The following is a 23,317-nucleotide window of genomic DNA, read 5'->3' on the forward strand; positions in this document are numbered from 1 at the left end:
TCTGGATTCGCCCCTCCCCTAGATTGGCGACAGAATCGCGGAAGTTCCCTATAGAACCCCATAGATGCGATGATTCTCAGCCCAGTCATATTCCCTCCCCATCGTCTGGTGCCGGACCAGGATGCCAACGTGCCCAGCGGCGGCTGCCTCTGAGATGGACACGTTCCTCACCACGGAGTTCATCCAGCAGCGCCCGCACTTGATCTCGGGTCAAACCCGGCAGGAGATCAACAAGCTCACCAACAGAACAACCGTCCACTGCGTGCTCTGAAATGTGTGCCTCCAGCCGTTCCTTGAGTACTTCGTTCTCACGCAACCGTCTAAACGTGTCTTCTCGACCGATGGACCTGTAATACGATTCAGCCAGAATGAAGCTGCCACGTGCTGCCCGGACGATCATTCCCAGTTCAATCAGTCGATCCGTGCATACCAACAACTCATCGGGTAGAGGCTGTTCTCTGCTGAGTTGGTCCAGCACGAGCCATTCATCGGTGCTGAGTGAGTCCTTGACATCATCATCGAACTCTCGCAGGAAACGAACAAACTCCGGATTCTGCATCACACCATGCAAAGTAATGGAAACCTGATAGTTATCCGTGCCGGTGAAGTCAGGCAGCGACTTGCTGTGCTGAATCGCTGACTCGAACATCAGGTTCATTCCCTGACCGGACCTCTCGACTAACCCGCACTTCGTAAAGATGTCAGCAATACGCCGATTGCGCGGTGACTGTCGATAAAGAATCGTCTCAAGCCGGACTTCCACGGGAAGGCTACCGGGACTGACGACTTCGATCCGGTTCGGATACTGCCGCACGAAAACATTGCCACCGAGCTGATAGTTTCGGTGGCTGACTGCGTTAAGGATCGCTTCGCGAATACCGCGCTCGTGGAACGTAGGAACATCCAGCACAAACGGACCGACCTGGAAGTGCTGCAGGTCATTGCGTTCGTTGATCTGTTCCCAGAGCTGGTCGTACCACTGAAAGAACCCCTCTCGGAACTCCAGTCGCTTCTGAGCCGGGCCAGAGGCATTGCTGGAACGATATTCGTAAGTGACTTCGGCGTTGGCCAGATACCGACCGAACGCTGCCTGCGAACCGAACAGGATCAGCGCTGCGTATGTGGGGCTCCCGTCGACGGTGGCTTCGATGTCCGATAAAAGCTGTTCTCTCGACAGGCTCTGAAGGTTACCGTTGCCACTCTTGTCGATCCAGCGCTGCCGGAATTCCTCGATTGCCGAATCTTCCAGATCGTCGATCGTCAGACCTTCGCACACGTCTGCTGAGAAATCATGTCCCGATTCAGCAATGATGTCCCGCAGTCGCTCGCCTGACATACCGACCAGACTGTCACCGTCACGAACCAGATATCGACCGTCGTATTGAATGGCGATTCCGACCGGACGGCTTGGAATATCAAAAACGAGAACTCGACCATCTGGGTGCAAGATTTCGTCAAACCTGATGCCCAGATGCAATCGCTGATTCAGCCCAGCACGCGTGCGCTCAGGCTGATTGAATGCATTTGAGCCAACGACCTGGCGAGGCCGATCATCGGATACGCCGAGAATGATCTTGCCACCACCTTCGTTTGCAAGGGCCACGCAATACTTCGTCAGTTCTTCGAAGTCGTAGCGGTTGCGTGCCTCCTTGAATTCGAGGTTCTCACCTTCGGTGTCCTGCATCCACTGCTCAAGCATTTGCACATCAGTCATGCTGTCCGCTCTCCTCTACTCCGGAAGTGTCGTCGTGCTGATAAACAAGGCGGTAGTTGGCGGGGTGCAAGGTCAGCCGATTCTGCGAACGAAGCCGCAAAAGCTCCGCACCGGAATACACGACGGCTTTATCGTTGGGATCGCGCAATACGATCGAAAAGGCGTTGGGCTGACGTTCGCAGAGATTCCAGACAACGGCGTCCAACTGCAGTGGCTCTCGCTCGATGCAGCAATCTTTTACCCAGTAACTTTGCACCAGGCGGCCCTCAGCAGTATAACGCTCCCATGGGAATGTGCTGCCGCTAGCCTTTTGCAGACAGCTGCCATTGGGATGAAGGTAACGATCCGTTCCATCCTTTGAGAAACCCTCTTCTGCGGCCATCAGCTCGATCAAACTCGACTTGGGCGACTTTCGTGGCGGCGACGACTTTTGCTGCTGCGTGTCTTGTGCTTCATCGTCGTCGATGTTGCTATTATCGCCATTAGATTCATCGGCAACATCGCTAGTGTCATCGTCCATCATATCGTCGACATCTTCATCACCGTCGTCGACAGGATCGTCAGACTCACTATCGGCATCAGCGGCACCATCCATATCATCGACGCCCGATTCTTGATCGGTGTCCTCTTCTATGTTGCGGGAATCCTCCAAATCGGAATCTGCGAGCTGCTCACCGGATGAGGCATGATCGGCGGCGTCCTCAACCTCGGTATTTTCGTCGGCGTCCGGAGGCGACAACCGAAAGTTTTCCACGAGATAGTCCTGGATAAAATCGGGGCTTCGTTCCACGCACGCTCGGATTGCGTCACCGATGTCCCCGCGGTCAAATACGCGAGACAGTTCCTGAGTGATTGCCTTGAATAACTGAGCAACGGGACAATCGTCGACATACAGACGGTCATCCTTCCACAGGGCTTGAATTGGGCGAGCGGTACCGGCAGGAGTGCCATCAATGTATGGCACTGATTCGAGTCCGGATGTGACCTGCCAGAACGAACTGGCCAACCGACATCCAAGCCGGCGGAGAGAGTCCTGATCGTCAGGCTCATCCAGTTCAATCCGGGCGATCCCTTTTCCCAGAGACTGCATCCATCGTTTTGTGATGGGTGTTTCCAGATCAAACAAGCCTTCAGAACACCAGTCTTCAATTCGACTGGACAAAGTGGGCAACTCGCTGAATGGCGGCTGCTGGCACGTTTCTGCATCCAGCCGTTGCAGGTCGGCCGTCTGTTGTTTGACTGATTGAAACAGGTGGCTCCACGCAATGAGCGACTGCATCGTCAGCGAGTATTTCAGAGACTCGACGTCTGTCCAAACTCCGTCAAGGCTCAACCAGTGCCCGCACTCTTCCCATATTTTCAGCGGGAAACGTGGCAATAAGGCGCGAACTCGTCGAAGCTCATCCGCACTCAGTCTGTTTCCAGAGCGGAGTTCCTTGAGCCATTCCATGGCGAGATCGGCGGTTGGTCGCTCGGCCACGCCGATCTTCTGCCACAGCGTCAAGTGTCGAACTGATGGATGTACCAGTGGCGCGTCCGGCACATCGTCTTCTGAGGCGTTCAGAAACACTTCGGCTTTGCTGTACCAGTTCCCGTCCAGTGAAAGAATCAGAGGCTCGTCGGTAAAAGCATCGCGAACTGTGATCGATTCGGCCGTCGAGCACTTCTGAAAAAGCTGGTCGAGCCGGTGATACCACTTTTCGAGTTCGTAGACGGGAGCATCCTTCACGCCTGCCATCGCACGCAGTCGGTCTAAAAGCCGCTCAGGGCCGGTCGGCGAGTCTCCGACACCCAGCAGCTTTAACAGTGGGCGAGTGTGCTCGTTGTCATCTTCCGCTCTTACGAACAACTCGACGTCGAGTAACGCTTCCGTATCCGGAGTACGACGCAGTAACTCTGCAGGCTTACGGCACTGGCCACGAGTATCAATCAAGCACGGCAGGTCTCTGAAACGCGTCAGCCAGGCCGAGGGGACAGGCTCGTGGATGATGGATCGCCGTTTACCCGTGGTAGCAATCTGCTGCACCTTGGCTGAAGTCGCTTTACCCGTGTATAAGTCGGGATTCCTGAGAATCCGCAATAGCAGTTTTGACCAGAATGTCGAATCCTGACTGGCTGACTGCTCCCATCCATTCCAGTGAGACGCGTCGAAATCCCAATCGTCAACTACGAAGTCATGCGTAACGTAGTTGTACCCAGGTTTAGTTGTGATTCCTTGCTGCCTAAGGAACGCTTCAATCCTGCTGCGGCCATAGATTTTCTGCTCAGAATTCTTGAGTGGAACAAAGCCAAGCAGTTTACTTTTGCTGCTTGCAACCCACTGCTCCCATTCAAGCTTGGAGCAAGAGACAAAGTCCTGACTATAATCGTCATGTAGGACGTACCACTCATACCACTGCTCACCAACAAACAGATCAAGCTGCCCGTCAAGATCGACTAAGATGGTCGTATCGACCGTTGTTCGCAGCCCATCCTGAGTAACAAACTGAAACTGATCCGTGACCGTCGCACCGAGCTTCGCAGCAATCTGCGCGATTCGAACGCAATCTTCGATCGGGTATTCGTCGCTGGCGAACGCCTTTTCGGATACAGCCGCGACGACTCGACTCACGTCACTGGAGTCGTCGAGATCGAGAGCTTCAAGAACACGCTGTGCTTCTTCCAAGGCAGTTAGCAGACTTTCGTTTTTTTCTTCGTCAGCCTTGCGTCTTTGGTCCGCAAGATAACGAGGCCAGTACTGATGGACGACAAGCAAATACTGCGATAGAAATTCCCAGTCCTTTTCCGACTTCAAAAGCCTCTTCTCGCCCAGTCGCACAACTTCATCAGCCGAGTATAGGGCATCTTTGCTTTGAACGGGGACTATGCGTACGTCCTGTCGGGAGTTTGCCCTATAATAGAACGTCTCGCAGACGTCATCGGAGACGTATTCCCAAAGCAACAGTAATCGCCGCCAGGATTCCGGACGAGGAAGATGCTTCTCTTCAAGCACATCCAAAATGTGATCTTTGTCGATCTGGCTGACGAGATTCCAATTATTCAGTTTCTCGCGTTCAACTGCTGCAATGTGGCGTGATAGTAGCGGCCGCGAAGCCTGGTCAAAGAACGCAGACACCTGCTCTACCGACCAAATCGAAAGCAGCTGGCTGGGAACGGCGACGCATTGATCGCGTGGGACGACCGTTTCATTCTCGGTTAACAAGATGTCTCGGTCCTCAATCGCATCTTCGAGGGCCTCTTCCACGATTGTCCCACAACAGCCCTCAATTGTGCTATCTTCACGGTTCACGTCTGGAAGAAGCGAATACGCCTGGCAGCGATCCGTCGCTGGAAGATCACTCCGACTCAGCCACTCCAGCATTGCTCTAGCAGCGAGTTCGCCGGCACGCATCAACAGCCAGCGGTTTGTCGGCGATGTCTCAGGGTCTTTGATCTTGACGCGTGCTGGATCTTGAATAAAGGGCGCATTACATGCGAACGGCAATTCGGTTTTCACACCGGTCGGCAGAATCACGAACAGCCGTCCTTCCATACCGAGTACAATCTCAATACGGCAGGGCGGAAACGCTGCATCATCATCCGAGGAAATCATCCTCTCCTGTCGGATTTCATCGACAGCCTCGGGAGGAAATGGTTCGTTCTGGGAACGAATGAGAAGGTACTTCCTATCCGGTTCTGCCGAACACGTCATCCATATCGAATCCTGCACCGGTCCGTCACCGCCAGAATCCCAGCGAACTTCATGGTTACCAACGCGCAGCCGCCTAATGGAATCAAAGAACAGCAGCGACGTCGGACTTGCCAGCCATTCAGAGAGATTTTTTTCTATTTCCTTTTGACGAAATTGATCTTTGATCGTGACGCTGACCTGAGTGTCAGGGGTAGTGTCGCCATCGATCCATACAGGTTCGGAGAACCGTTCACGAAAAAAAGAAACCGAAAGCGTTGGTGTGCGAAGCCGAACTTCGTCTCCCAGACTGAATATGCTTTTGAAGCCAATTCCCCGAAAACCAATCGTGTGGAGACTCCGCTTATTGGAGTAGCCAAAGCGACAGAGCGAAGCGAATTCGTCTTTTGTGAAGTCGCTTCCATTGTGGGAAAAGACAAACTCTCCATCGACGATTTTGACATCGGCTTCCGTTGCCCCGGCATCACCAGCGTTCTGAAGCAATTCTGAGACAATGTGGCGTGGACTCTGCACTTGTTTGAAAAGCTGGTGCCAAGGAGCGGCCAGCTCCGGGTCAGCTTCCAGCTGTTCCCAACGACCGCGTGCTTTGTCACGGATGTCGTAGAAGTAATCCGGTGGTGGCCCGCTTTTGGCTTCGTGCGTCATTTGTTGGACTCCACTCATGCGGGCGGGGCTCCTCGCTGAAGCATCTCGTTCAGCTTATAGTTAACGCTTGTAACATCAAAGTCAGGTTCGCGTTCAAACGGAGTTCGCACATAGACAGGGGGTAACGCCTTCTCACCATCAACCTGGACGATTGCCAGAATGAAACTCGTTGGGGAGTTAATTCCGGTGACAATCTCGTTACGCGTGATCGTCACTGTGTCGGCCCCAACAACACGCCCCTTCACTTCTATGAACCGCAATCGCCCGGTTTGCCCGTCGACGGATTCGATGTCATAACCGCGTTTTTCCTCGCAGATATCATGCGGAGAGTGACCCAATGCTGTTTCGGCATCCATGACCGCATTCATCGCGATCCCCTCGACTCGTTTCGTTTCGCGGGCTTGAGTCGTTTCCGGAGTCTCTTGAAGGCCGCTAAGCTTTCGCAGCTTTCCAGCCGAAACGACAAGAGCTCCGCCCACGGCAATTGGAGCTTTGGGAGATAGTTGTTTTTCTTGATCCAGTTCTTCCAGTCGTTTTTTCAACCGTGCCTGCAAGTCATCGGCTCGTTGCTCGGCCTTTCGAGAATTCAGCTTGGGTGTCTTGCCCGCTTCTTCTTGAGCCTTTAGTTGCTGCGCCCGGTTATCCCAGTGCATATACTCCTTAGTGAGTCGTTCAGTGACAGCCTGCTTTGTTTTGTCGATCAGCGCGTCTTTTTGTCCGCGTATTTCCTGGACGTGGCGAGGGACAAGTTCAGAGATGGCGTACTCAATCGCCCGCTCCTCCAGATCTCGCGTCAGCCATTCCTCGTCGAGAAGCGTCTGGATCGCGTTGCTCTCCTCTTCTGTCGCCGGTCGGTAATCAAGGTATGGAGCATATCCGGCAGAATGGACATTGTCTTCGTGATCGATTGCCACGAACTGCAACTGGCGGCTGACGGCACGACGAACACCGCTTTCTGTTGTCCGACCATCCTGAATCGTGTGCTCAAGGTAGAACAAGGCGTGAACATCCTCGGATGAATCAGTATCATCGATGAGTATAGCACCCTGCTTAAGCAGATCGCGGTATCTCTCCAGGATCAGGTCGATGCAGGTGTCGAGTAACGGATGTCCTGGACAGACGAAGGCGGCCTGCCGCTGACCTTCGACATTGATAAGTGACTTGTCGAAGGTGATCCGTTCGTACTTTCGCTGCACTTTGTTGCGAGTTCCAATTTGCCGGTCCCGGTTGCGAATATCCGCCGGCACGTGCGAGATTTCAAACCTCTTGCTCTCTCGCTCCTTTAACTTTCCGCCGAGCTGCGCGAACGCATCACGGAAAAAGGAAGCGATGAAGTAAGGCTGCAATCGCCTTGCATTCGCGCGCTCCATCTTGGCTCGAATTTCACGCACTCGCGAAGTATCCATCGACTCATGTTCCAGTGTGCGGTCCTCAATCAGTTCCCGCAAACGAGTGTGATCGAGTGCGCCTTCGACCTTTTCCTTCAGCTTGGCCCTGACTTCCGGCTGGTTGCCATACAAAATTGCTTCCTGAAGGAGGTCGCGTAGCCGACGGCCCTCGATAGCCTTTCCTAGTACATCAAAGACAGCTCCACCTAACGCGTCGCGCTCTACTTCGAGCTTTTCAAGTAGCCTACGAAAGACATCACCTTCGCGCGTCTCGCCGGCAACAAGATTCCATAGATGGCAAACATTGGTTTGTCCGATACGGTGGATTCGTCCGAATCGCTGCTCCAGCCGGTTCGGATTCCACGGCAGGTCGTAGTTGACCATTAAGTGTGCTTGCTGCAGGTTGATACCTTCCCCTGCAGCATCCGTGGCGATCATGACCAGTGTTTCTTTGTCGTGTGTGAATCGATCCTGAGCGTCCTTGCGATACTCGCGCAGCATTCCGCCGCTGATCGTTACCACAGCTTCCGGCATCCCCAACAAAGTCGTGATTCGATCGTGCAAATAGTTTAGAGTGTCGCGATGTTCAGTAAAAATAACTAACTTACGCCGATTTCCATGCTCATCGAACATGTGCTCATTTTCCTGAAGCAACGAGGACAATTGCTCCCACTTCTTGTCTTTCCCGCTGCTGCGAACGGTACCTGCTAATTTTTCCAACTCTTTGAGTCGTTCAATTTCCAATTCGAGTTCAGCGATAGTTTGCGCTGCAGTTGCCTGATCGAGGATGTTCTCCTCTGCATCCTCAAATTCTTCTCCTGGCCGATCCTCGAAATCTTCGACATCATCATCTGATTCGAGTAATGGTAGACTCTTATCAAATTCGATCTGTGCCGCCCCCCCGCGTTTCAGCAACTTGACTTCCTCTCGACGACTTTCGAGACGCTCGCGCCGCCGCCGCAGAGACTGGAAGATTGCTTCAGGTGACGATGCCAGACGCCTTTGAAGAATCGTCAACGCAAAACCGACCGTTCCTTTTCGCCCATCGTTTTCAAGAGCCTTCGCACGGTCAAACTCTTTTCGAACATAGTCTGTCACTTCCGCATACAGCGATGCTTCGGTATCGCTCAACTTGTAGTCGACCGTATAAGCCCTTCGTTCCGGGAATAGTCGTGTTTCGTCGAACTTCAGCAGGTCTTCCTTCACCATCCTCCGCATCATGTCACCGGCATCACAATTGTGTCGTGCCGGATCGTAGGCACCTTCGAATCGGTCACTGTCGAGCAGCCGCATAAACAACTGAAAATCTTCTTCCTTGCCGTTGTGAGGCGTGGCGGACATCAGCAGGAAGTGCCTTGTCAATTCTCGTAGGAGTAACCCTAGCTTGTGCCGTTTGGTTTCCTTGACCTCACCACCGAAAAGCGAGGCCGACATCTTATGAGCTTCGTCAACGACAACCAGATCCCAGTCCGTAACTTTTAGTTTGTCCTGAATTGACTCATTTCGGCTAAGCTTGTCGAGGCGACAAATAACCAAGTCGTTTTCCAAAAACCAGTTGCCGCTGTAGGCCGACTCGAACTTGTCGTTCGTCATGATTTCGAAGGGTAGCTGGAACTTGTCGCTGAGTTCGTCCTGCCATTGCTCGACCAAATTCCCCGGTGCAACTATCATACAGCGTTTGAGGTCGCCGCGAATGATCAGCTCTTTGATCAGCAGGCCAGCCATGATTGTCTTTCCGGCTCCAGGATCGTCGGCAAGCAAGAAACGCAGAGGTTGCCGCGTTAGCATTTCTTCGTAAACGGCGGTAATTTGATGCGGCAACGGTTCGACCAGCGACGTGTGAACTGCTAACACCGGGTCAAAAAGATACGCAAGCTGGATACGCAATGCCTCGGAGACGAGACGAAAGAGATTGCCATCCCCGGTGAAGCTCCACGGTCGACCGGATTCAACAAGTTCCAGTGTTGGCTCGCGATCACGGTACAGGATCTCTTGATCGGTCGCACCATCGGGTGCTTCGTAGACAACCTTCAACGCATTTGAGCCGATCGGCTTCGCGTCTATGATCTTCACAGCCGCATTGGCGAGGATACCTTTGACAGTTGCGTTCTTCGTGATGTCTTCCAATCGGACCATATGGCTACTTTGCTTTTCGTGCTTGTGACCTGACTGGTTGAGGATTGGTGATCTGAGTCACCAGTTCTTCAATATCTGTCTTCTTGAAGAGTCGATAGTTGTTGACAGGATGGCGATATTCCTGCAGTTTTTCGGTAGCAGACCACGCCCGTATGGTATTCGCCGAAACCCCAAGTAGTTCGGCAGCCTGTTTCACCAACAGGTACTCATCTGTCGCTGTCATTGAACTAAGTCACTTTTAAATGGTAGAGATCATGCGTCTAGGACTGCATAACCTTACCAAACATGATAAGGCGTTACAACCAACCAGCCCTTGACGATTCAGACCATCTGACTCCGAAAATCATACGCAACTGCGATCACGTAGAGTGCGCTCAGCAACGGAGGACAGGCGAGCAGAACAGCTTCGCTTCGGGCACCGGAGCTCTATTACCCGGTGAACCGTGCGGCCTGGTTCAGAACATGAGGTACACAGAACTTCAAGTAACCAATTTGGATGATTCCAAAAGTACTTTTTAAAAGTTCTATTTAACCGAGTGATCCTAAGATTTAAAAACGTCTTTTATACGAAGCTCATCCCCGAACCACAGTACTGCTTCATTAAGCAGGTCCTGTGGGACCGTGTTATCGTGTCGATCTGCCATGTTGACTGACGCGTGGTTCATCGGGAGGTATTGTTATTATTATCGAGAAGGTTGCCAGTTTGGATCAGTTCCAGGCTCAATCCATATGGGCAATCTTGGATAAAAAATGTCGGCAAGGGCTAACTTTTGATATCATTAACGATGCCTAAAATGATATGGTGAAAATGGCCACTGATTTAGTGTAGAGGCCAAACTTTGACCGGCTCCAAACTCAATCTCCAAGAGAGTACTCCGATATGCAAAATAAAAATCTCCCCCCTGAGAATAAGAGCAGCAAGCTGACACGACGTGACTTCATTGCGGCTGCCAGTACTGCTTTTATGGTGCCGACCATCGTTCCCAGTTCTGTCTTTGGTGCGAATGCCCCCAGTAACCGCATCAACATTGCCCAGATTGGTTGTGGAAATCAGAGTCGTGCCGACCTGCCCGGTATGTTGCGACTCGCTGATGCTCAAGTGGTTGCCGTCTGCGACGTCAACAAGGCCAGTGGTGGATATGCTCGTAAGGAACATTTTCTGGGACGCGACCCCGCTCAGAAAAAAGTGAATGAGTACTATGCCAAAAAGGCGCGTTCGGGAAAGTACCAGGGATGTGATGCCTACAGTGACTTTCGCGATGTTCTGGCACGCGAAGACATCGATGCCGTCATGATCACTTTGCCCGATCATTGGCATGCTTTGGCGACTGTAAAATCCTGTGAAGCCGGCAAAGACGTCTATTGCCAGAAACCCATGTCACTCACCGTTCACGATGGTCAACAGATGGTCAACAGATGATCAAAGCAGTTCGCAAGCACAATCGCATTTTACAGACCGGCTCTCAGTATCGCTCGAATAAAGTCGTGCGCCGCATGTGTGAACTGGTACGCAATGGTCGAATCGGCGAGGTCAAACGCGTGGTTTCTATTATTAATAGCAGCGGTGCAGGACCGGGCCCAGGTTGGAAGGAAATGCCGGTCCCCGCTGGATTTGATTATAACATGTGGTTAGGCCCCGCACCGATGGCCCCCTATCACAGCGATCGCTGCTTCTACCGTTTCCGTTTCCATCTCGATTATTCAGGGGGACAGGTCACCAACACCGGTGCTCATTCAACCGATATCATCCAGTGGGCGCTGGACATGGACGGCACTGGCCCGGTGGAATTCGAGAACCAACCAGGGGTCGTTTGGCCGCCCAAAGGGCATCTATACACCACCGCGATGAAAACCGACTTCCGCGCACGTTACGCCAACGGTATCGAGTTTATCTGCCGTACACAGGAACCCGGTTTTGGAGCCCGCATCGAGGGCACCGAAGGCTGGGTTCAATTCAGTGTTAATAACATGCGCGAGGTGGAAGCATCCTCAGATGCCATCAAAAATTCGGTGATCGCAGCCGATGAGATTCACCTGCCCGTCAGCGAGAATCATTACCAGAACTTCATTGACTCCGTCAAGTCGCGGAAAGACCCCATCGAACCCGTTGAGGCCGGACATTCTACCGCCAGTATTTGCCACCTGGGTAATATCGCCATGCGGCTGAAACGAAAACTAAAGTGGGACCCGGATAAAGAACAGTTCATCGGTGATGACGAAGCCAATCAGATGCTGCAACGTCCCTATCGCGCTCCCTGGCAAATCTGAAACGGAGACTGCCCACTCAACCGCATCCAGAACGTGATATACTAATCAGGATTCTGGACCAATCGAGGAGGACGAGGAGGCAACATGCCCACCTTCGAGTCCTACTTGGGGCAGGAAAAAGACCCGAGCCTGTTTGGGACCGTACTGTCCGCCACAGCCAGAACCCTTTGGCAAATTCAGACTGCAATTTGTTACCGGTCTCTCATGGAGCCATCAAGATGATTTTCGATTGGATCATCAATATTCTCTTCATCGTTCTTATAATTCATCAAATCCACAGATGTATGACTGCACAAAACGGACGACGGGATGATGATATTGAAATTCGCTGAAAGGCAGCGATCCGCTGCATTACACCCTGCTGTTTATCACGACATTCCCTACAAATTCGCGAGAGTTCTCGCCCTTGGGAAAAGTCCAGTCCTTCAGGCAAGGAAACGCAGACCATCATCGCCGCACCAAATGGGACTTACAAGGTGTGGGTAAAACGCCTCGTCAATCGGCCAGCAACCAGTTGATCGCATTGTTGTAGAGCCGAATCACATCAGGCTGTTTGACATCCTCGGGTGCACCCAGGCTTGTGTAAAAGACCTTAGCCTGTTTGGGGCCGTAGGTGCGGTACCAGGCTAACGGCTGAGCCGGCGTATCCGTCTCCGCTTTACCAAGCAGCAGCGGGGTAGCATCTTCGGCGAGTGGCAAGACCAAGTATAGCGACTGGTAACCGTGGATGCTGGACGGGTCGATCCCTTTCAAGAACGGCGTTTTCGCGGGAGCATCTGGGTGGCGTGTGACCCGATAAGGCAACCCCTGCGTCTCATAGCCGGTGTTTTGTCCGCCGAGGACAGCTGGTGTGAATTCCGGCCAGGCCGCTCCTCCTTCAGGAGGTTTGGCATCCTTACCCTGAGGCAAAAAGGCGTGGTTGGCCGTTCGAATCCCCAGCAGCGGTTTACCCGCATTGAGATGTTTTTTGATCGCTTCGAGCTGTTCGGCTGGCAGTGTTGCCCGTCGTATAAATACAATCAACAGGTCGGCTCGTGGAACCGCTTTGAGCAGCCCAGGAATATCTGTTGGCAACGGCTGATTGCCTTCCAGAATCGTGACACTATGGCCAGCCGGCCGAAGCTCCTGCGTCGCGTAGCGATTGAGAAACGTGACCGCTTCGTAATTGTTCGGATCATCCACCGTCAAACAAACGATCTCGGCTCCTGGTGCCTGTTGAGCAGCCATAGTGTTGATCATCATGAGTAAAAACAGGAAGATCGAAAACGTGCAGAATCGGTCGAGAAGTCGACCGTGGTGACTGATCGAGATGGTTGCATATCGGGTTGGCATTGGACGTCTTTCGTGGTGGAGACAGGCAGTGAATAAGACTACCGTCTCGCTGGGTATTCAATGGTTGGACTACTATTTCAGAAAACAGGTTACCCCGTTGTTTCCAGATCAGAACGGCCGCAACATTGAGTGCTTGGCCTGAAATCAAAGCATAGCGTCAACCGGTTGAAAAATATAACGCTGCCTGTGCTGAATAGGTACCTTGAATTTCGCCAACTGTGCCCAAACAGTCAAATCTTTTCTGGTTTCAGAGGTTCTTAGCACTAATGTGCATCCTGAGAGGCTCTCAGGAGCGATTGAGGGGCAGAATGCCAGAGAATGCCCATGTTTTTGATCGAGGGGCTAGAGAAGCGATTCTGGGCGTCTCAGAGAGTGTAATCTTACACAGAAAATTACAGAATAACGGACCACGTACTGGACCACTACCATTTGGTAGATAGTGGACCATTTTCCGTTTCCATAAACCCTGTATCAGCAAGGGTTTAAAAGTCGGGGCGACACGATTCGAACGTGCGACCTCTTGCTCCCAAAGCAAGCGCTCTAGCCAAGCTGAGCTACGCCCCGTGATTGGATCAGTGGCACAGTTTAGAGAGACACGGAGAAGCCGTCAATGGTTCTCACTATCGTCTTCATAAAATAGGCCGGCTGAATCGGTTGGATGGATTCCAACGGAAATGACAGGAATATTTAAGACTAGATCAGCATTCGGCAGGCAGATCTTTAATGAAATTTCGATGAACGCTGCTCGATGACGGGTTTCCGGCTGAAATGGGAACCGAACGAGTTGATTCAGTCCGTGGTTTCGTGTTCGAACAGGTCGCGGACCAGGCCGATGGGGGTCTGGGCGAGATGGTCGTTCATGGCCTGGGCGGCTGCTTCCGGGTCCCCGGAGGCGAGGGCCTGGACGATCCGCAGGTGCTCCGCGTTTTCTTCCATGCGGTCGTAATCTTTGACATTCTGCCGCTTGTTGTGGCGGACCTGTCTGAGTGTCCGATGCAGGGCTTTGTAGCGGCTGATCTCAAGCACGAGTCGTTCGCTGCCACAGGCGCGATAAATCAGCTCGTGCAGGTAGTCGTCCCATTCCTGTGTCTTTTCTGACCATTCCACGGTCCGTTTCGCGGTGGAAAGTTCGGTGAAGATCTTTTCAAGCTGCGAAAGTTCGTGAGGCGTAATATGACCACAGGCACAGCGGGCCGCTTCGCTCTCAAGGAGCCGGCGAACCTGACAGATCTCGCGAAGTTCTTTCGCACCGAAGTTCCGCAGGACAGCGCCCCGGTTGGGGAAGATTTCGACGATGCCGATGCCTTCCAGTTCGACGAGGGCCTCGCGAACCGGGGTGGCACTGACGTTCCACTCCTTGGCGAGGGCCTGGACGGTCATCCGCTGATTAGGCTGGTATTCGCCCTGAAAAAATTTGAGCAGGACCTCCTGGACCAGGGTCTGGCGGCGGGACCCGTGCATTAACTCTTTTGAAACAACTGCAGCCATTAACGATTACCCATTGATATTAAACAGCTTGCGTGCAGGCCCAGACTCAAATCACATCAACGATAAACGCTTAAACGTAACTTGTACCAGTACCGAACCCCTTCCTAACTAGTATTAGGGCTTTACCCGTCAATTCTAATCAATTATTTCAGAATTTTTCAGGGATCTTTGCAAGCTCTCTCTCAGAAAGTCTTAATCAAACCAGAATTTCTTTAATAACGGTCCCTTCGACATTGGTGAGCCGGCGTTCGAGGCCGTTGTGATAGAAGGTCAGCCGCTCATGATTCAGTCCGAGCAGGTGCAGAATCGTGGCGTGGAAATCGTGGACGGTGACCACATTGTCGACGGCCTTGTAGCCGAACTCATCCGTGGCACCATAGGTGAAGGGAGCTTTGACGCCGGCCCCCGCAAGCCAGCAGGTGAAGCCTTCGGGGTTATGATCGCGCCCACTGGCCCCTTTCTGGAAGGTGGGCATGCGGCCGAATTCAGTACACCAGACAACCAGCGTGTCTTCGAGCAGGCCGCGCTGTTTGAGGTCTTTGATGAGAGCCGCTGTGGGCTGGTCGAGAACCGGACCGTGGATGCTGTACTGATCCTTGATCTTCTTGTGCCCATCCCAGTTACTGACCCCTTCCCCGCCCGTCTGGTAAGCACCATTGAAGAGCTGTACGAAGCGAACGCCTTTCTCGATCAGGCGGCGGGCGAGCAGGCAATTTTTCGCGTAGGCCGCTTTGAGCTGGTTCTCGCTGTCATCGATGCCGTACATGTGGAGCGTGCTGGCGGATTCCTGCGAGAGATCGCTGATCTCGGGAACGCTGAGCTGCATGCGGGCGGCCAGTTCATAGCTGGAGATACGGGCCGCCAGTTCCGAATCGCCGGGGAAACGGGCCAGATGCTGTTCGTTAAGCCGCTGCAGAAAGCCGCGCGTCGCGCGGTCGGTTTTCGCATCGATGGAGGCGGGGCGATCCAGGTTGCGAATGGGCTGGGCAGCGTTGAAGTCGGTTCCCTGGAAAGCGGCGGGGAGGAAGCCGGGCCCCCAGTTATTGACGGAGGCCTGCGGTGTGCCGCGGGGATCGGGAATCGCGACGTAGGCGGGCAAGTCCTGGTTTTCGCTGCCCAGGGCATAGCTGGTCCAGGCCCCCATGCTGGGGAAGCCATCGAGTGTGAAGCCGGTCGACATGTAATTTTCGCCCGGGCCGTGCGTATTCGTTTTGCCTTTGATGGAATGCAGGAAGCAGATGTCGTCGGCCAGTTCTCCGAGGTGCGGCACCAGGTCGGAAATCATCTTCCCCGATTCGCCCCGCGGTTTGAATTTCCAGGGGCTCTGGGTGAGGTTGCCCTGCTGTCCCTGGAAGGTGACCAGTTTGTCGCCGCCGGGCATCGGCTTGCCGTGCATTTTGACGAGCGACGGTTTGTAGTCAAAGGTATCCAGGTGGCTGCAGGCACCGGAGCAGAAAATGACGAGGACATTTTTCGCGGCCGCGGGGAAATGGGAATCGCGGGGGGCGAAGGGCTTACCGGGATCGATCTCGGGCCGGATCGGGGCTTTGCCGCCGACGGTCAGCCGGGGTTCGCTTCCCGCGGCGAGCAGATGCTGTTCGGCGAGCATCGCAGAGAGAGCGATGCTGCTCAGTCCACTGACGGTCTGACCAAGGAAGTTTCTGCGGTTGAGCAGATGACGATTCGCGGGAAACGGGTTATGAGAAGCGCTCATGTGTGACTCTCAATATCTGGTTCTGACTGACTTATTGAATAAACAGAAGTTCGTTGCTGTTGAGCAGTGCCCGGCAGAAGGCGGGCAGCTGTTCTGCTTTGATAAACTGGACCGATTCTGCCAGCTCGGTTTCCGTGGGGGGACGGGCGTAACAGAGTTCGAAGGCCCGTTTGACCTGGGCACCCAGATCGCCGGGATGTTCGTTTTCCAGACGCTGGGCAAACAGATCGGCCTGCTGGAGCAGGAACCGGCTGTTGAAGAGGTTCAATGCCTGCAGCGGCGTCGTGGAACGGCTGCGTTTGGCGACAGAGGTCGCGGCGTCGGGGCAGTCGAACAGTCCGAAGACGGAGTCCTGCTCCATACGGACTTTGGTCATGTAGATCATGCGGCGCCAGTCTGCGGGGCCGTAGGTTTTCTTGGGGTGATAGTGCCGCACATTTTCGGCTTCCACTTCGAAGGCACTGAAGCCAGGGCCGCCCATTTTGGGGTCGAGAACGCCGGTGATGGCAAGGATCGAATCCCGGATCGGCTCGGCTTCGAGACGGCGGGGCGGGAACCGCCACCAGAGCTGGGAAGCGGCGTCGACTTTGAGTGCCTGGGGATTCGGCTGACCGGACTGCTGATACGTGGCTGAGGTGAGGATCAGACGATGAACGTGCTTGAGCGACCAGTTGTGCGCGATCAGTTCCTGCGCGAGCCAGTCGAGCAGTTCAGGGTGCGTGGGAGGGACACCGCCGGCACCGAAGTCGCTGGGCGTCGTCACCAGACCTTTTCCGAAATGGAACTGCCAGAGGCGGTTTACAATGACACGGGCGGTGAGCGGATTTTCCGAGGAAGCAATCCACTCTGCCAGGAGTGTTCGACGTTCCTTTTCGGGAGCGCTGGTTTTGAGATCCAGATCGGTGAAGATGGCGGGGGCGTTCGGGCTGACCTGCTCCCGCTTCGCTAAAGGCTCGCCGCGATAGAGACGGTGGGTCGGACCGGGCTGCTTAAACTGTCCGGCGTAAACGGTGTCTGTTTTCTGCAGACTTTCGAGTGCACTCTGTTCCTGCTTCAGGTCCGCGAGCAACTGTCTTCCAGCCCGGGCCTGTTTGGGGGAGAGGTGATCGAAGCGGTAAGCGAGATTGGCTGCTTTGAGTGTATTCGCAGGCAGGGAGAGCGGAAGCCGATCGCTGGAACCGGCGATGGTCTGCCAGTCCTGTCCCGTATTGGAGACTTCGATGACATAATCGACGGGCAGTCGGTCGCTGTATTTGCCTTCACGGTCGCGAGCCCATTCGATCCGGTCGATGGTCGTGGTTTGCGGGAGCTCGATCTGGATCCAGCCGCCACCGTTTTCATGGGAAATCCAGCTGTGGCTGTTGCCGTACTTGCCGTCGTTAATGTGCTCCAGTTTGTGAATCGGGTGCCCGGGCAGCGCGCTGGAACAGGTGGCTTTGCTACCTGCCGAGGCGAGCGCAACATTCTGCCCGCCGGAGAAGATTTCCAGTTCATCCAGACAGGGCGCGCTCTGATTGGTGGCATGAATGGTAAAGCGAACAAAGCGGGTGGCGACAGGGCTGAAGCGTTCAACATTGTGGGTGGCCTGTACCGATTTGCGGAACCCTGGTTTCGCCAGACTCTGTTCTGACTGAGACGGAGAGACGGCTTCCCAGATGACCCGGTCAGCGGTGACGGCGGTTCCGTTGGTGCCGCCGACCAGGAGCAGTGCGTTCTGCGGTTCGAGTGAGACGACGCCAGCTTGATAGAAGCCGCTCCAGAGGGCTGCGCGACGTTCCGGTTTCGTACCATCCGCGAAGCGTTTCTGGTCGACCTGGGCGATCTCCTGCCAGTCGTCGGTAGTGGCCGGGTCTCCGTCACGGTCCAGAACGTAACGGGCATCCGAGCTGTGCGTCTCAAAACCACAGCCCCAGGAGAGCCAGAGACGATAATCGCCAGCAAGATCGGGTTTCCAGGCGACAAGCGGTTTACCCGGCTGGTTTTTCCACCAGCTGTATTTGCCGCCACTCAGGTTGGGGGAACGGGTGGCACTGCCGGGATCGTTCTGAGCGCCGCGTTCGGTTCCCCCCGGATTAGCGCCATAGCCGGCCCGGGGCTGTAGCACTTCCAGTTGTGAAGCAGCCTCCGTCGGCGGAAGCTGATCGTCGATGGAGACAAAGCGACGGGACTCGGGGCGTTTGCGATACTGTTCGAGTTCTGATTTCAATTCTGCGATGCGGGTCTGTTTCTGGCGGATTTCTTTTTCCCGTGAGGATGGAACCGGCAGTCTGCGGTCGCCGTGCTGGACGCCGGCGAAAATGGCCTGCATCGAATAGTAGTCAGTCTGGGTAATGGGATCGAATTTGTGGTTGTGACAGCGGGCACAACCGAGCGTGAGGCCCAGGAAGACGGTGCCGGTGGTGTTGATCATGTCGTCGAGTTCGTTCTGACGCTGCATGAGGGTCAGGTTGATATCGGGGCTTTTGACCTGATCGTAGGGGCCTGCGACGAGGTAGGCGGTGCCTGCGGGATTGCCGAAGCTGTCGCCGGCGATCTGTTCTTTAACGAACTGATCGTAGGGTTTATCTGAGTTGAGTGCCTGAATCACGTAGTCGCGGTAAGGCCAGGCATGGGGACGCTCGCGGTTGGTCTCGAAGCCATGCGTTTCTGCAAAGCGGACGAGGTCGAGCCAGTAGCGAGCCCAGCGTTCCCCGTAGTGCGGGTTGTCGAGCGTGGCGCTGACCAGTTTCTGCCAGGCATCCGGTGCATCGTCTTTTACAAACCGTTCGACTTCAGCGGGAGTCGGCGGGATACCAAGCAGGTCCAGATACAGTCTGCGAATGAGGGTCCTGCGGTCGGCCCGGGGGTTATGCGTCAGCTGTTTCTGCTGGAGTTTCTCCAGAATAAAGGCATCAATTCCATTTCGGATCCAGGAGTCTTTGATTTCGGGAGGCGTGACTTTGGCCAGGGGCTGGAAGGACCAGTGATCGGTGGTCTGTTTTTCCTGTTTGACGACACCGTTCGGTCCGGGCCAGTTCGCTCCCTGATCGATCCAGTTGGCAAGGAGCTGGATCTGTTTTTGTGAGAGACGTTCGGATTCGTCGGGAGGCATCAGCAGGCCGGCCTCTTCGCCCCGGACCAGTTTGATCAGATGACTTTGGGCACTGCTGCCGGGGATGATGGCGGGTTCGCCCGAATCGCCTCCGCGGAGCAGTGCTGCTTTGCGGTCGAGGCGGAATTTACTTTCCTGGGTGTCTGCGTTGTGGCAGTCGAAACATTTCGCCTGCAGCAGGGGGAGGACCTGTTTTTCAAAGTCGATGTTCTGTTTTGCGGATTCCTGTGGTTCTTTCGCGGTTGCAGTCAGACACAACGAAATCAGAAATACAAGTGTGGATGCGCGACTCAACATAGTTGATACTTTTATTCTCATTTGATGAACTGTTTGTTTCAGGTATCTAAACCCGTTGGGGAATTCTGACAGTTTATTTCTTCAATTCAAAGCTGAATTTATTTTCTCCATCAGTTTTGACGGTTGCAGTCAAACCTGAATTTTTAAGATCGCCATACTTTTCCGGGATGACTGATTTCTGTTTCGCGTAGATGTCATCTCCACTGTTCGAATCTGCTGCGACCTTGGTGACAATGACGGTATGCTCACCGGGAATGGCACCATCGCCGGGTTCGAACGTTTTCAGGACGAAATGCCCGCCGGCATCAGTAAAACCTGAGGCAGGACGGCCGTCCTGGGGGATAAAGGAGATACTGGCCCCTTCCAACGGTTGATTATCAAAAGTCACCGTACCTTCCACCTGTACCGTGGATGGTCGGTCGACTCCTGAACCACAGCCGGCCAACAGCAGCAGGCCACTACAGAGTATAACAGAAGCATAAACTGATTTGATCATTTTTTTCTCCACCTGGTATAAAACCAACCAGCGGTTGTGACAATTATCGAACAACCGCGGGTGGCAACTGAGAGGGTTCAGAAGAATCTGATCAATGGCATTTTCGGCAACCTGCCATTTTCATTCCATTGATCAGATCTGAGACGAACACGCATCGAATTGGAGGGATCAAAATTCACCCAGCACCTGTCCATCACGGCGATCTCCCAGTCGCTGGTAGTTAACCATATCAATATTTTCACTTACGAAACGGACCGATCCGTCACTCAACAGCAGGTGAGCCCCCCCCTCATGAATGGACTTAAAGCCCTGACTGTTCCCCCACTGACCGGTGAACCAGTTCGGGGTCCCACTGGCAGCGTTGGGGCTGTCTTCACAGGTATCGAAGTTGATGGCGACCCCTGTTCCGGTATACATCGTATTGACGTGCATCCAACCATTACGGACATGGTCGGAACATGCCGGTCGGACTTCACCCAGAATGATGGTGTTGGTAGTTCCATCGGTGATATCACGAATTCGGGCGGCCCAGGACATGTGGCCGATGACCCCTGAAATCTGCATGGGATTCAATGTATCAGCCCGGGTAACCGGCCCGTGGTTGAAATAATTGTTATGCGTCCCCCCTGGTCCGTTCGCCTGACTCCCCATGCTGGCCGAATAGTTAGAAACGGCCCGGTTCTGTCCGTTGGTCGAGGCATCGACACTCATCCCATTGGTCCAGACACCAGTATGCGTGTCCGAAGGACAAATGAAGGACTTGATCTCCACTGTATATGCGGGGGTGCCATCCGGAGTGACTCCCTGATGTGCCGGGTCTTGAGTGAAATTTAACGAATTGTAGAGTGGAGCCTGATCAATATAAGGCAACAGGTGCACCAGCCAGCTACCACCATGATTGGGATTGACCGCCGACCAGGTAAAGTTCGTGTGAATGGTGCAGGGAAACTGACCAAACGCATCGTGATAGTTGTGCAGCGCCAGTCCCAGCTGCTTCAGATTGTTTTTACAGGTGCTGCGACGGGCAGCTTCCCGTGCCTGCTGGACTGCTGGTAAAAGCAGTGCAATCAGAATCGCGATGATGGCGATCACCACCAGTAGTTCAATTAACGTAAAGCCAGCTCTCATTCGTTTGAACATCATTTTCTCCGAGCGCTAAGACATGAATAATTAACATGAGATACAAACCAAAATGGACTTTTCAGGCTGAACAAGGAAGTGGTCAATTAAAATATCTCTTATGTATGATGTCAACGATAATCGACAATTTACAATAATTATATATAATTTTACAACATTTAATAATCTCTCTTCTTCCCATAATCATAGTTTCACTTCAGAACACTGCCTGCCTTCGACGGAAATTTTTGAATTTTCTCCCAAACTCAGGAATACCTGCAGACCCCTGTGGGGTTTGTTTAATTATCGTTTTTCACTTTCAAAATCACTTTCACAAGATGTGTTGAGGCGCGAGATGCCGACTTTCGTATCACGTGTTTTTTCTGTAATCGTGTTGCTGGCGATCGTCTGTTACCTGATCCCGGACATGGAAGAGCAGCAAAAGAAACAAGATCCGCCCCGCCGGTTTACATCCATTTATCAGTCCAATATTGTCTCCCTGCCGAGAGATTTAAAAATCATCGACGATTTTCCCTATCAGAAGGGCAAAAACAGTCGCTGGCGCATGGATCTGACGCTGCCTTTAGAGGCCAGCTCTCAGCCGCGTCCGGCATTGATCTTCGTCTATGCCGGCGGCTGGTCGGGGGGCAACAGCACTTCCAGTTACACCAAAGCGGGTCCCCTGCATTATGCCCGCAAGGGGTATGTCTGTGTCAGTCTGTTCCATCGCCTGTCGGATGACACTTCCTTTGATGACTGCCTGGAAGATTTGAAATGCGCGATCCGCTGGATGAGAGCGCATGCCGACAAATACCAGATTGACCCGCGGCGGATTGGCGCGTTCGGTAATGCGAACGGCGGTTCCCTGGTCTGCCTGGTCGGGTTGATGGGCCAGGAGCAGCAGGTAGAGCCGGGCCGTGACTGGCAGGACCAGTCCAGTGAACTCAATGCGATCTGTATCTCCGCGGCACCGACCGATTACCAGAGCTGGCCTGATGGCATCGAGCATCTACCCCGTATGATTCAACTGGCCTGGAACAACAGAGCCGAGCTGGAAGAAAAGGTCGCCAGGGTCTCTCCGATCAACTATGTCCGCGCGGATGCTCCTCCGATGCTGGTGATGCACGGCGTGCTGGATCCTTCCGTCGATGTCAGTCAATCCGACCATTTCGTGGAAGCGTTAAAAGCCGCGGGTGCCAAAGATGTGACTTATTTTCGCAGTGAAGATTCCGGACATGCGGTATTCCTGCGGGATCGGACCCAGACCTTTCCCATGATGGAAGAGTTCTTTGCACGGACCCTGGGATATCCCCAGGGCATCAAAGTCGCGCAAAGATAACCGTTTCAGCAGTAGACAGGCAGAGCAGCTCCGCTCTGCCTGACTCATCACTGGACAGCCATGTCTGAGATCTTTTCGCCGGTAATCGGGTTCAGTCGCTGGGCTTCCGTAACTTTCCATTCGCCCCCCATTTTCTGCCAGGTCAGTAACCAGCGCGTGGGAGAACGTCCGGAAATGCCCCGAAAAGTAGCGGCCCCATTGGCGCGAAAATGAGTCTTGGCGATCGAATCATCGGCCAGGAGTTCCGTTTCCACGTCAGTGATGCGCAGTTCTCCGTCGATGGTCACCAGGGTCAGCGCCATCGTAACCTTCCCCCGTAAGGCTGCGGCACGCGGGCTGATGTATTCCAGGGTGGCGTCGGCCTCTTTGTGCTCAAAGGCATCGACCAGGCCGTAGAGATCGGCTTCCACGCGTTCGCGGGGAGTAATGATGCTCAATTCGATGAAATACGAAGCGACCATCATCACCAGCGCAATCGCCATTCCCACCAGGTATTTCGACTGACGCCTGAGATACCACTGGATAAACAGGATGACCGCGATCACGGAGCAGATCGCGATCGGGGGAATGGCTGTTTCGGTGAACCACATTGAGCACTCTCT

Annotated in this window: 14 protein-coding genes and 1 tRNA gene; 3 read left to right on the top strand and 12 right to left on the bottom strand. The window is 53.8% G+C overall.

All coding sequences use genetic code 11. The features are described from left to right. Nucleotides 1-85 precede the first annotated feature (85 nt). Genes Enr10x_RS26155 through Enr10x_RS26170 form a run of 4 tightly spaced genes read right to left on the bottom strand, consistent with a single transcriptional unit; the run spans nucleotide 86 to nucleotide 9,794 of the window. Nucleotides 86-1,714, bottom strand: a complete 1,629-nt coding sequence (locus Enr10x_RS26155) for an ATP-binding protein (RefSeq protein WP_145451935.1) — start codon at nucleotides 1,712-1,714, stop codon at nucleotides 86-88. Continuing rightward, the gene (locus Enr10x_RS26160) at nucleotides 1,707-6,047 is read right to left on the bottom strand and encodes a sacsin N-terminal ATP-binding-like domain-containing protein (protein ID WP_145451937.1); all 4,341 of its coding nucleotides are present in this window, start codon (nucleotides 6,045-6,047) and stop codon (nucleotides 1,707-1,709) included. The genes Enr10x_RS26155 and Enr10x_RS26160 overlap by 8 nt, the downstream gene beginning before the upstream one ends. Before the next feature lie 14 nt (nucleotides 6,048-6,061). Beyond that, nucleotides 6,062-9,571, bottom strand: coding sequence for a helicase-related protein (locus Enr10x_RS26165; RefSeq protein WP_145451939.1), 3,510 nt, complete (start codon nucleotides 9,569-9,571; stop codon nucleotides 6,062-6,064). 4 nt (nucleotides 9,572-9,575) lie between these two features. After that, a complete protein-coding gene (locus Enr10x_RS26170; protein ID WP_145451941.1) occupies nucleotides 9,576-9,794 on the bottom strand; it encodes a helix-turn-helix domain-containing protein in 219 nt (72 codons plus the stop codon). A gap of 657 nt (nucleotides 9,795-10,451) precedes the next feature. Between Enr10x_RS26170 and Enr10x_RS26175 the strand changes: the two genes are divergently transcribed. Both Enr10x_RS26175 and Enr10x_RS26180 read left to right on the top strand, forming a co-directional pair. Further along, a complete protein-coding gene (locus Enr10x_RS26175; RefSeq protein WP_145451943.1) occupies nucleotides 10,452-10,991 on the top strand; it encodes a Gfo/Idh/MocA family protein in 540 nt (179 codons plus the stop codon). Next, nucleotides 10,988-11,839 (top strand): hypothetical protein, encoded by an 852-nt coding sequence (locus Enr10x_RS26180; RefSeq protein ID WP_145451944.1) that lies wholly within the window; start codon nucleotides 10,988-10,990, stop codon nucleotides 11,837-11,839. The genes Enr10x_RS26175 and Enr10x_RS26180 overlap by 4 nt, the downstream gene beginning before the upstream one ends. Before the next feature lie 495 nt (nucleotides 11,840-12,334). Here Enr10x_RS26180 and Enr10x_RS26185 read toward each other — a convergent pair whose 3' ends face one another. From Enr10x_RS26185 to Enr10x_RS26215, 7 genes are all read right to left on the bottom strand, one after another. After that, complete coding sequence (locus tag Enr10x_RS26185) at nucleotides 12,335-13,171, bottom strand: ThuA domain-containing protein (protein WP_145451946.1); 837 nt, start codon at nucleotides 13,169-13,171, stop codon at nucleotides 12,335-12,337. Nucleotides 13,172-13,660: 489 nt separating this feature from the next. Next, nucleotides 13,661-13,735, bottom strand: a tRNA-Pro gene (locus tag Enr10x_RS26190). Nucleotides 13,736-13,960: 225 nt separating this feature from the next. Further along, nucleotides 13,961-14,659 carry a GntR family transcriptional regulator gene (locus Enr10x_RS26195; protein WP_145451947.1) on the bottom strand — a complete coding sequence of 233 codons (699 nt, stop codon included), beginning with the start codon at nucleotides 14,657-14,659 and terminating at the stop codon, nucleotides 13,961-13,963. A 196-nt stretch (nucleotides 14,660-14,855) separates the two neighbouring features. Next, the gene (locus Enr10x_RS26200) at nucleotides 14,856-16,373 is read right to left on the bottom strand and encodes a DUF1501 domain-containing protein (RefSeq protein WP_145114537.1); all 1,518 of its coding nucleotides are present in this window, start codon (nucleotides 16,371-16,373) and stop codon (nucleotides 14,856-14,858) included. A gap of 31 nt (nucleotides 16,374-16,404) precedes the next feature. Continuing rightward, nucleotides 16,405-19,761 carry a DUF1553 domain-containing protein gene (locus Enr10x_RS26205; protein WP_197996250.1) on the bottom strand — a complete coding sequence of 1,119 codons (3,357 nt, stop codon included), beginning with the start codon at nucleotides 19,759-19,761 and terminating at the stop codon, nucleotides 16,405-16,407. Between the two features lie 73 nt (nucleotides 19,762-19,834). Then, nucleotides 19,835-20,257 carry a YajG family lipoprotein gene (locus Enr10x_RS26210; RefSeq protein WP_145451949.1) on the bottom strand — a complete coding sequence of 141 codons (423 nt, stop codon included), beginning with the start codon at nucleotides 20,255-20,257 and terminating at the stop codon, nucleotides 19,835-19,837. Nucleotides 20,258-20,425: 168 nt separating this feature from the next. Further along, complete coding sequence (locus tag Enr10x_RS26215) at nucleotides 20,426-21,385, bottom strand: DUF1559 domain-containing protein (RefSeq protein ID WP_232093142.1); 960 nt, start codon at nucleotides 21,383-21,385, stop codon at nucleotides 20,426-20,428. 346 nt (nucleotides 21,386-21,731) lie between these two features. Between Enr10x_RS26215 and Enr10x_RS26220 the strand changes: the two genes are divergently transcribed. Then, entirely contained in the window at nucleotides 21,732-22,715 is a 984-nt protein-coding gene (locus Enr10x_RS26220; protein WP_197997374.1) for an alpha/beta hydrolase, read from the top strand. 47 nt (nucleotides 22,716-22,762) lie between these two features. On the opposite strand, the gene Enr10x_RS26225 is transcribed toward Enr10x_RS26220, so the two are convergent. Then, entirely contained in the window at nucleotides 22,763-23,305 is a 543-nt protein-coding gene (locus tag Enr10x_RS26225; RefSeq protein ID WP_145114543.1) for a hypothetical protein, read from the bottom strand. Nucleotides 23,306-23,317: the final 12 nt, after the last annotated feature.

The sequence above is a fragment of the Gimesia panareensis genome (assembly GCF_007748155.1).
Classification (GTDB): domain Bacteria; phylum Planctomycetota; class Planctomycetia; order Planctomycetales; family Planctomycetaceae; genus Gimesia; species Gimesia panareensis.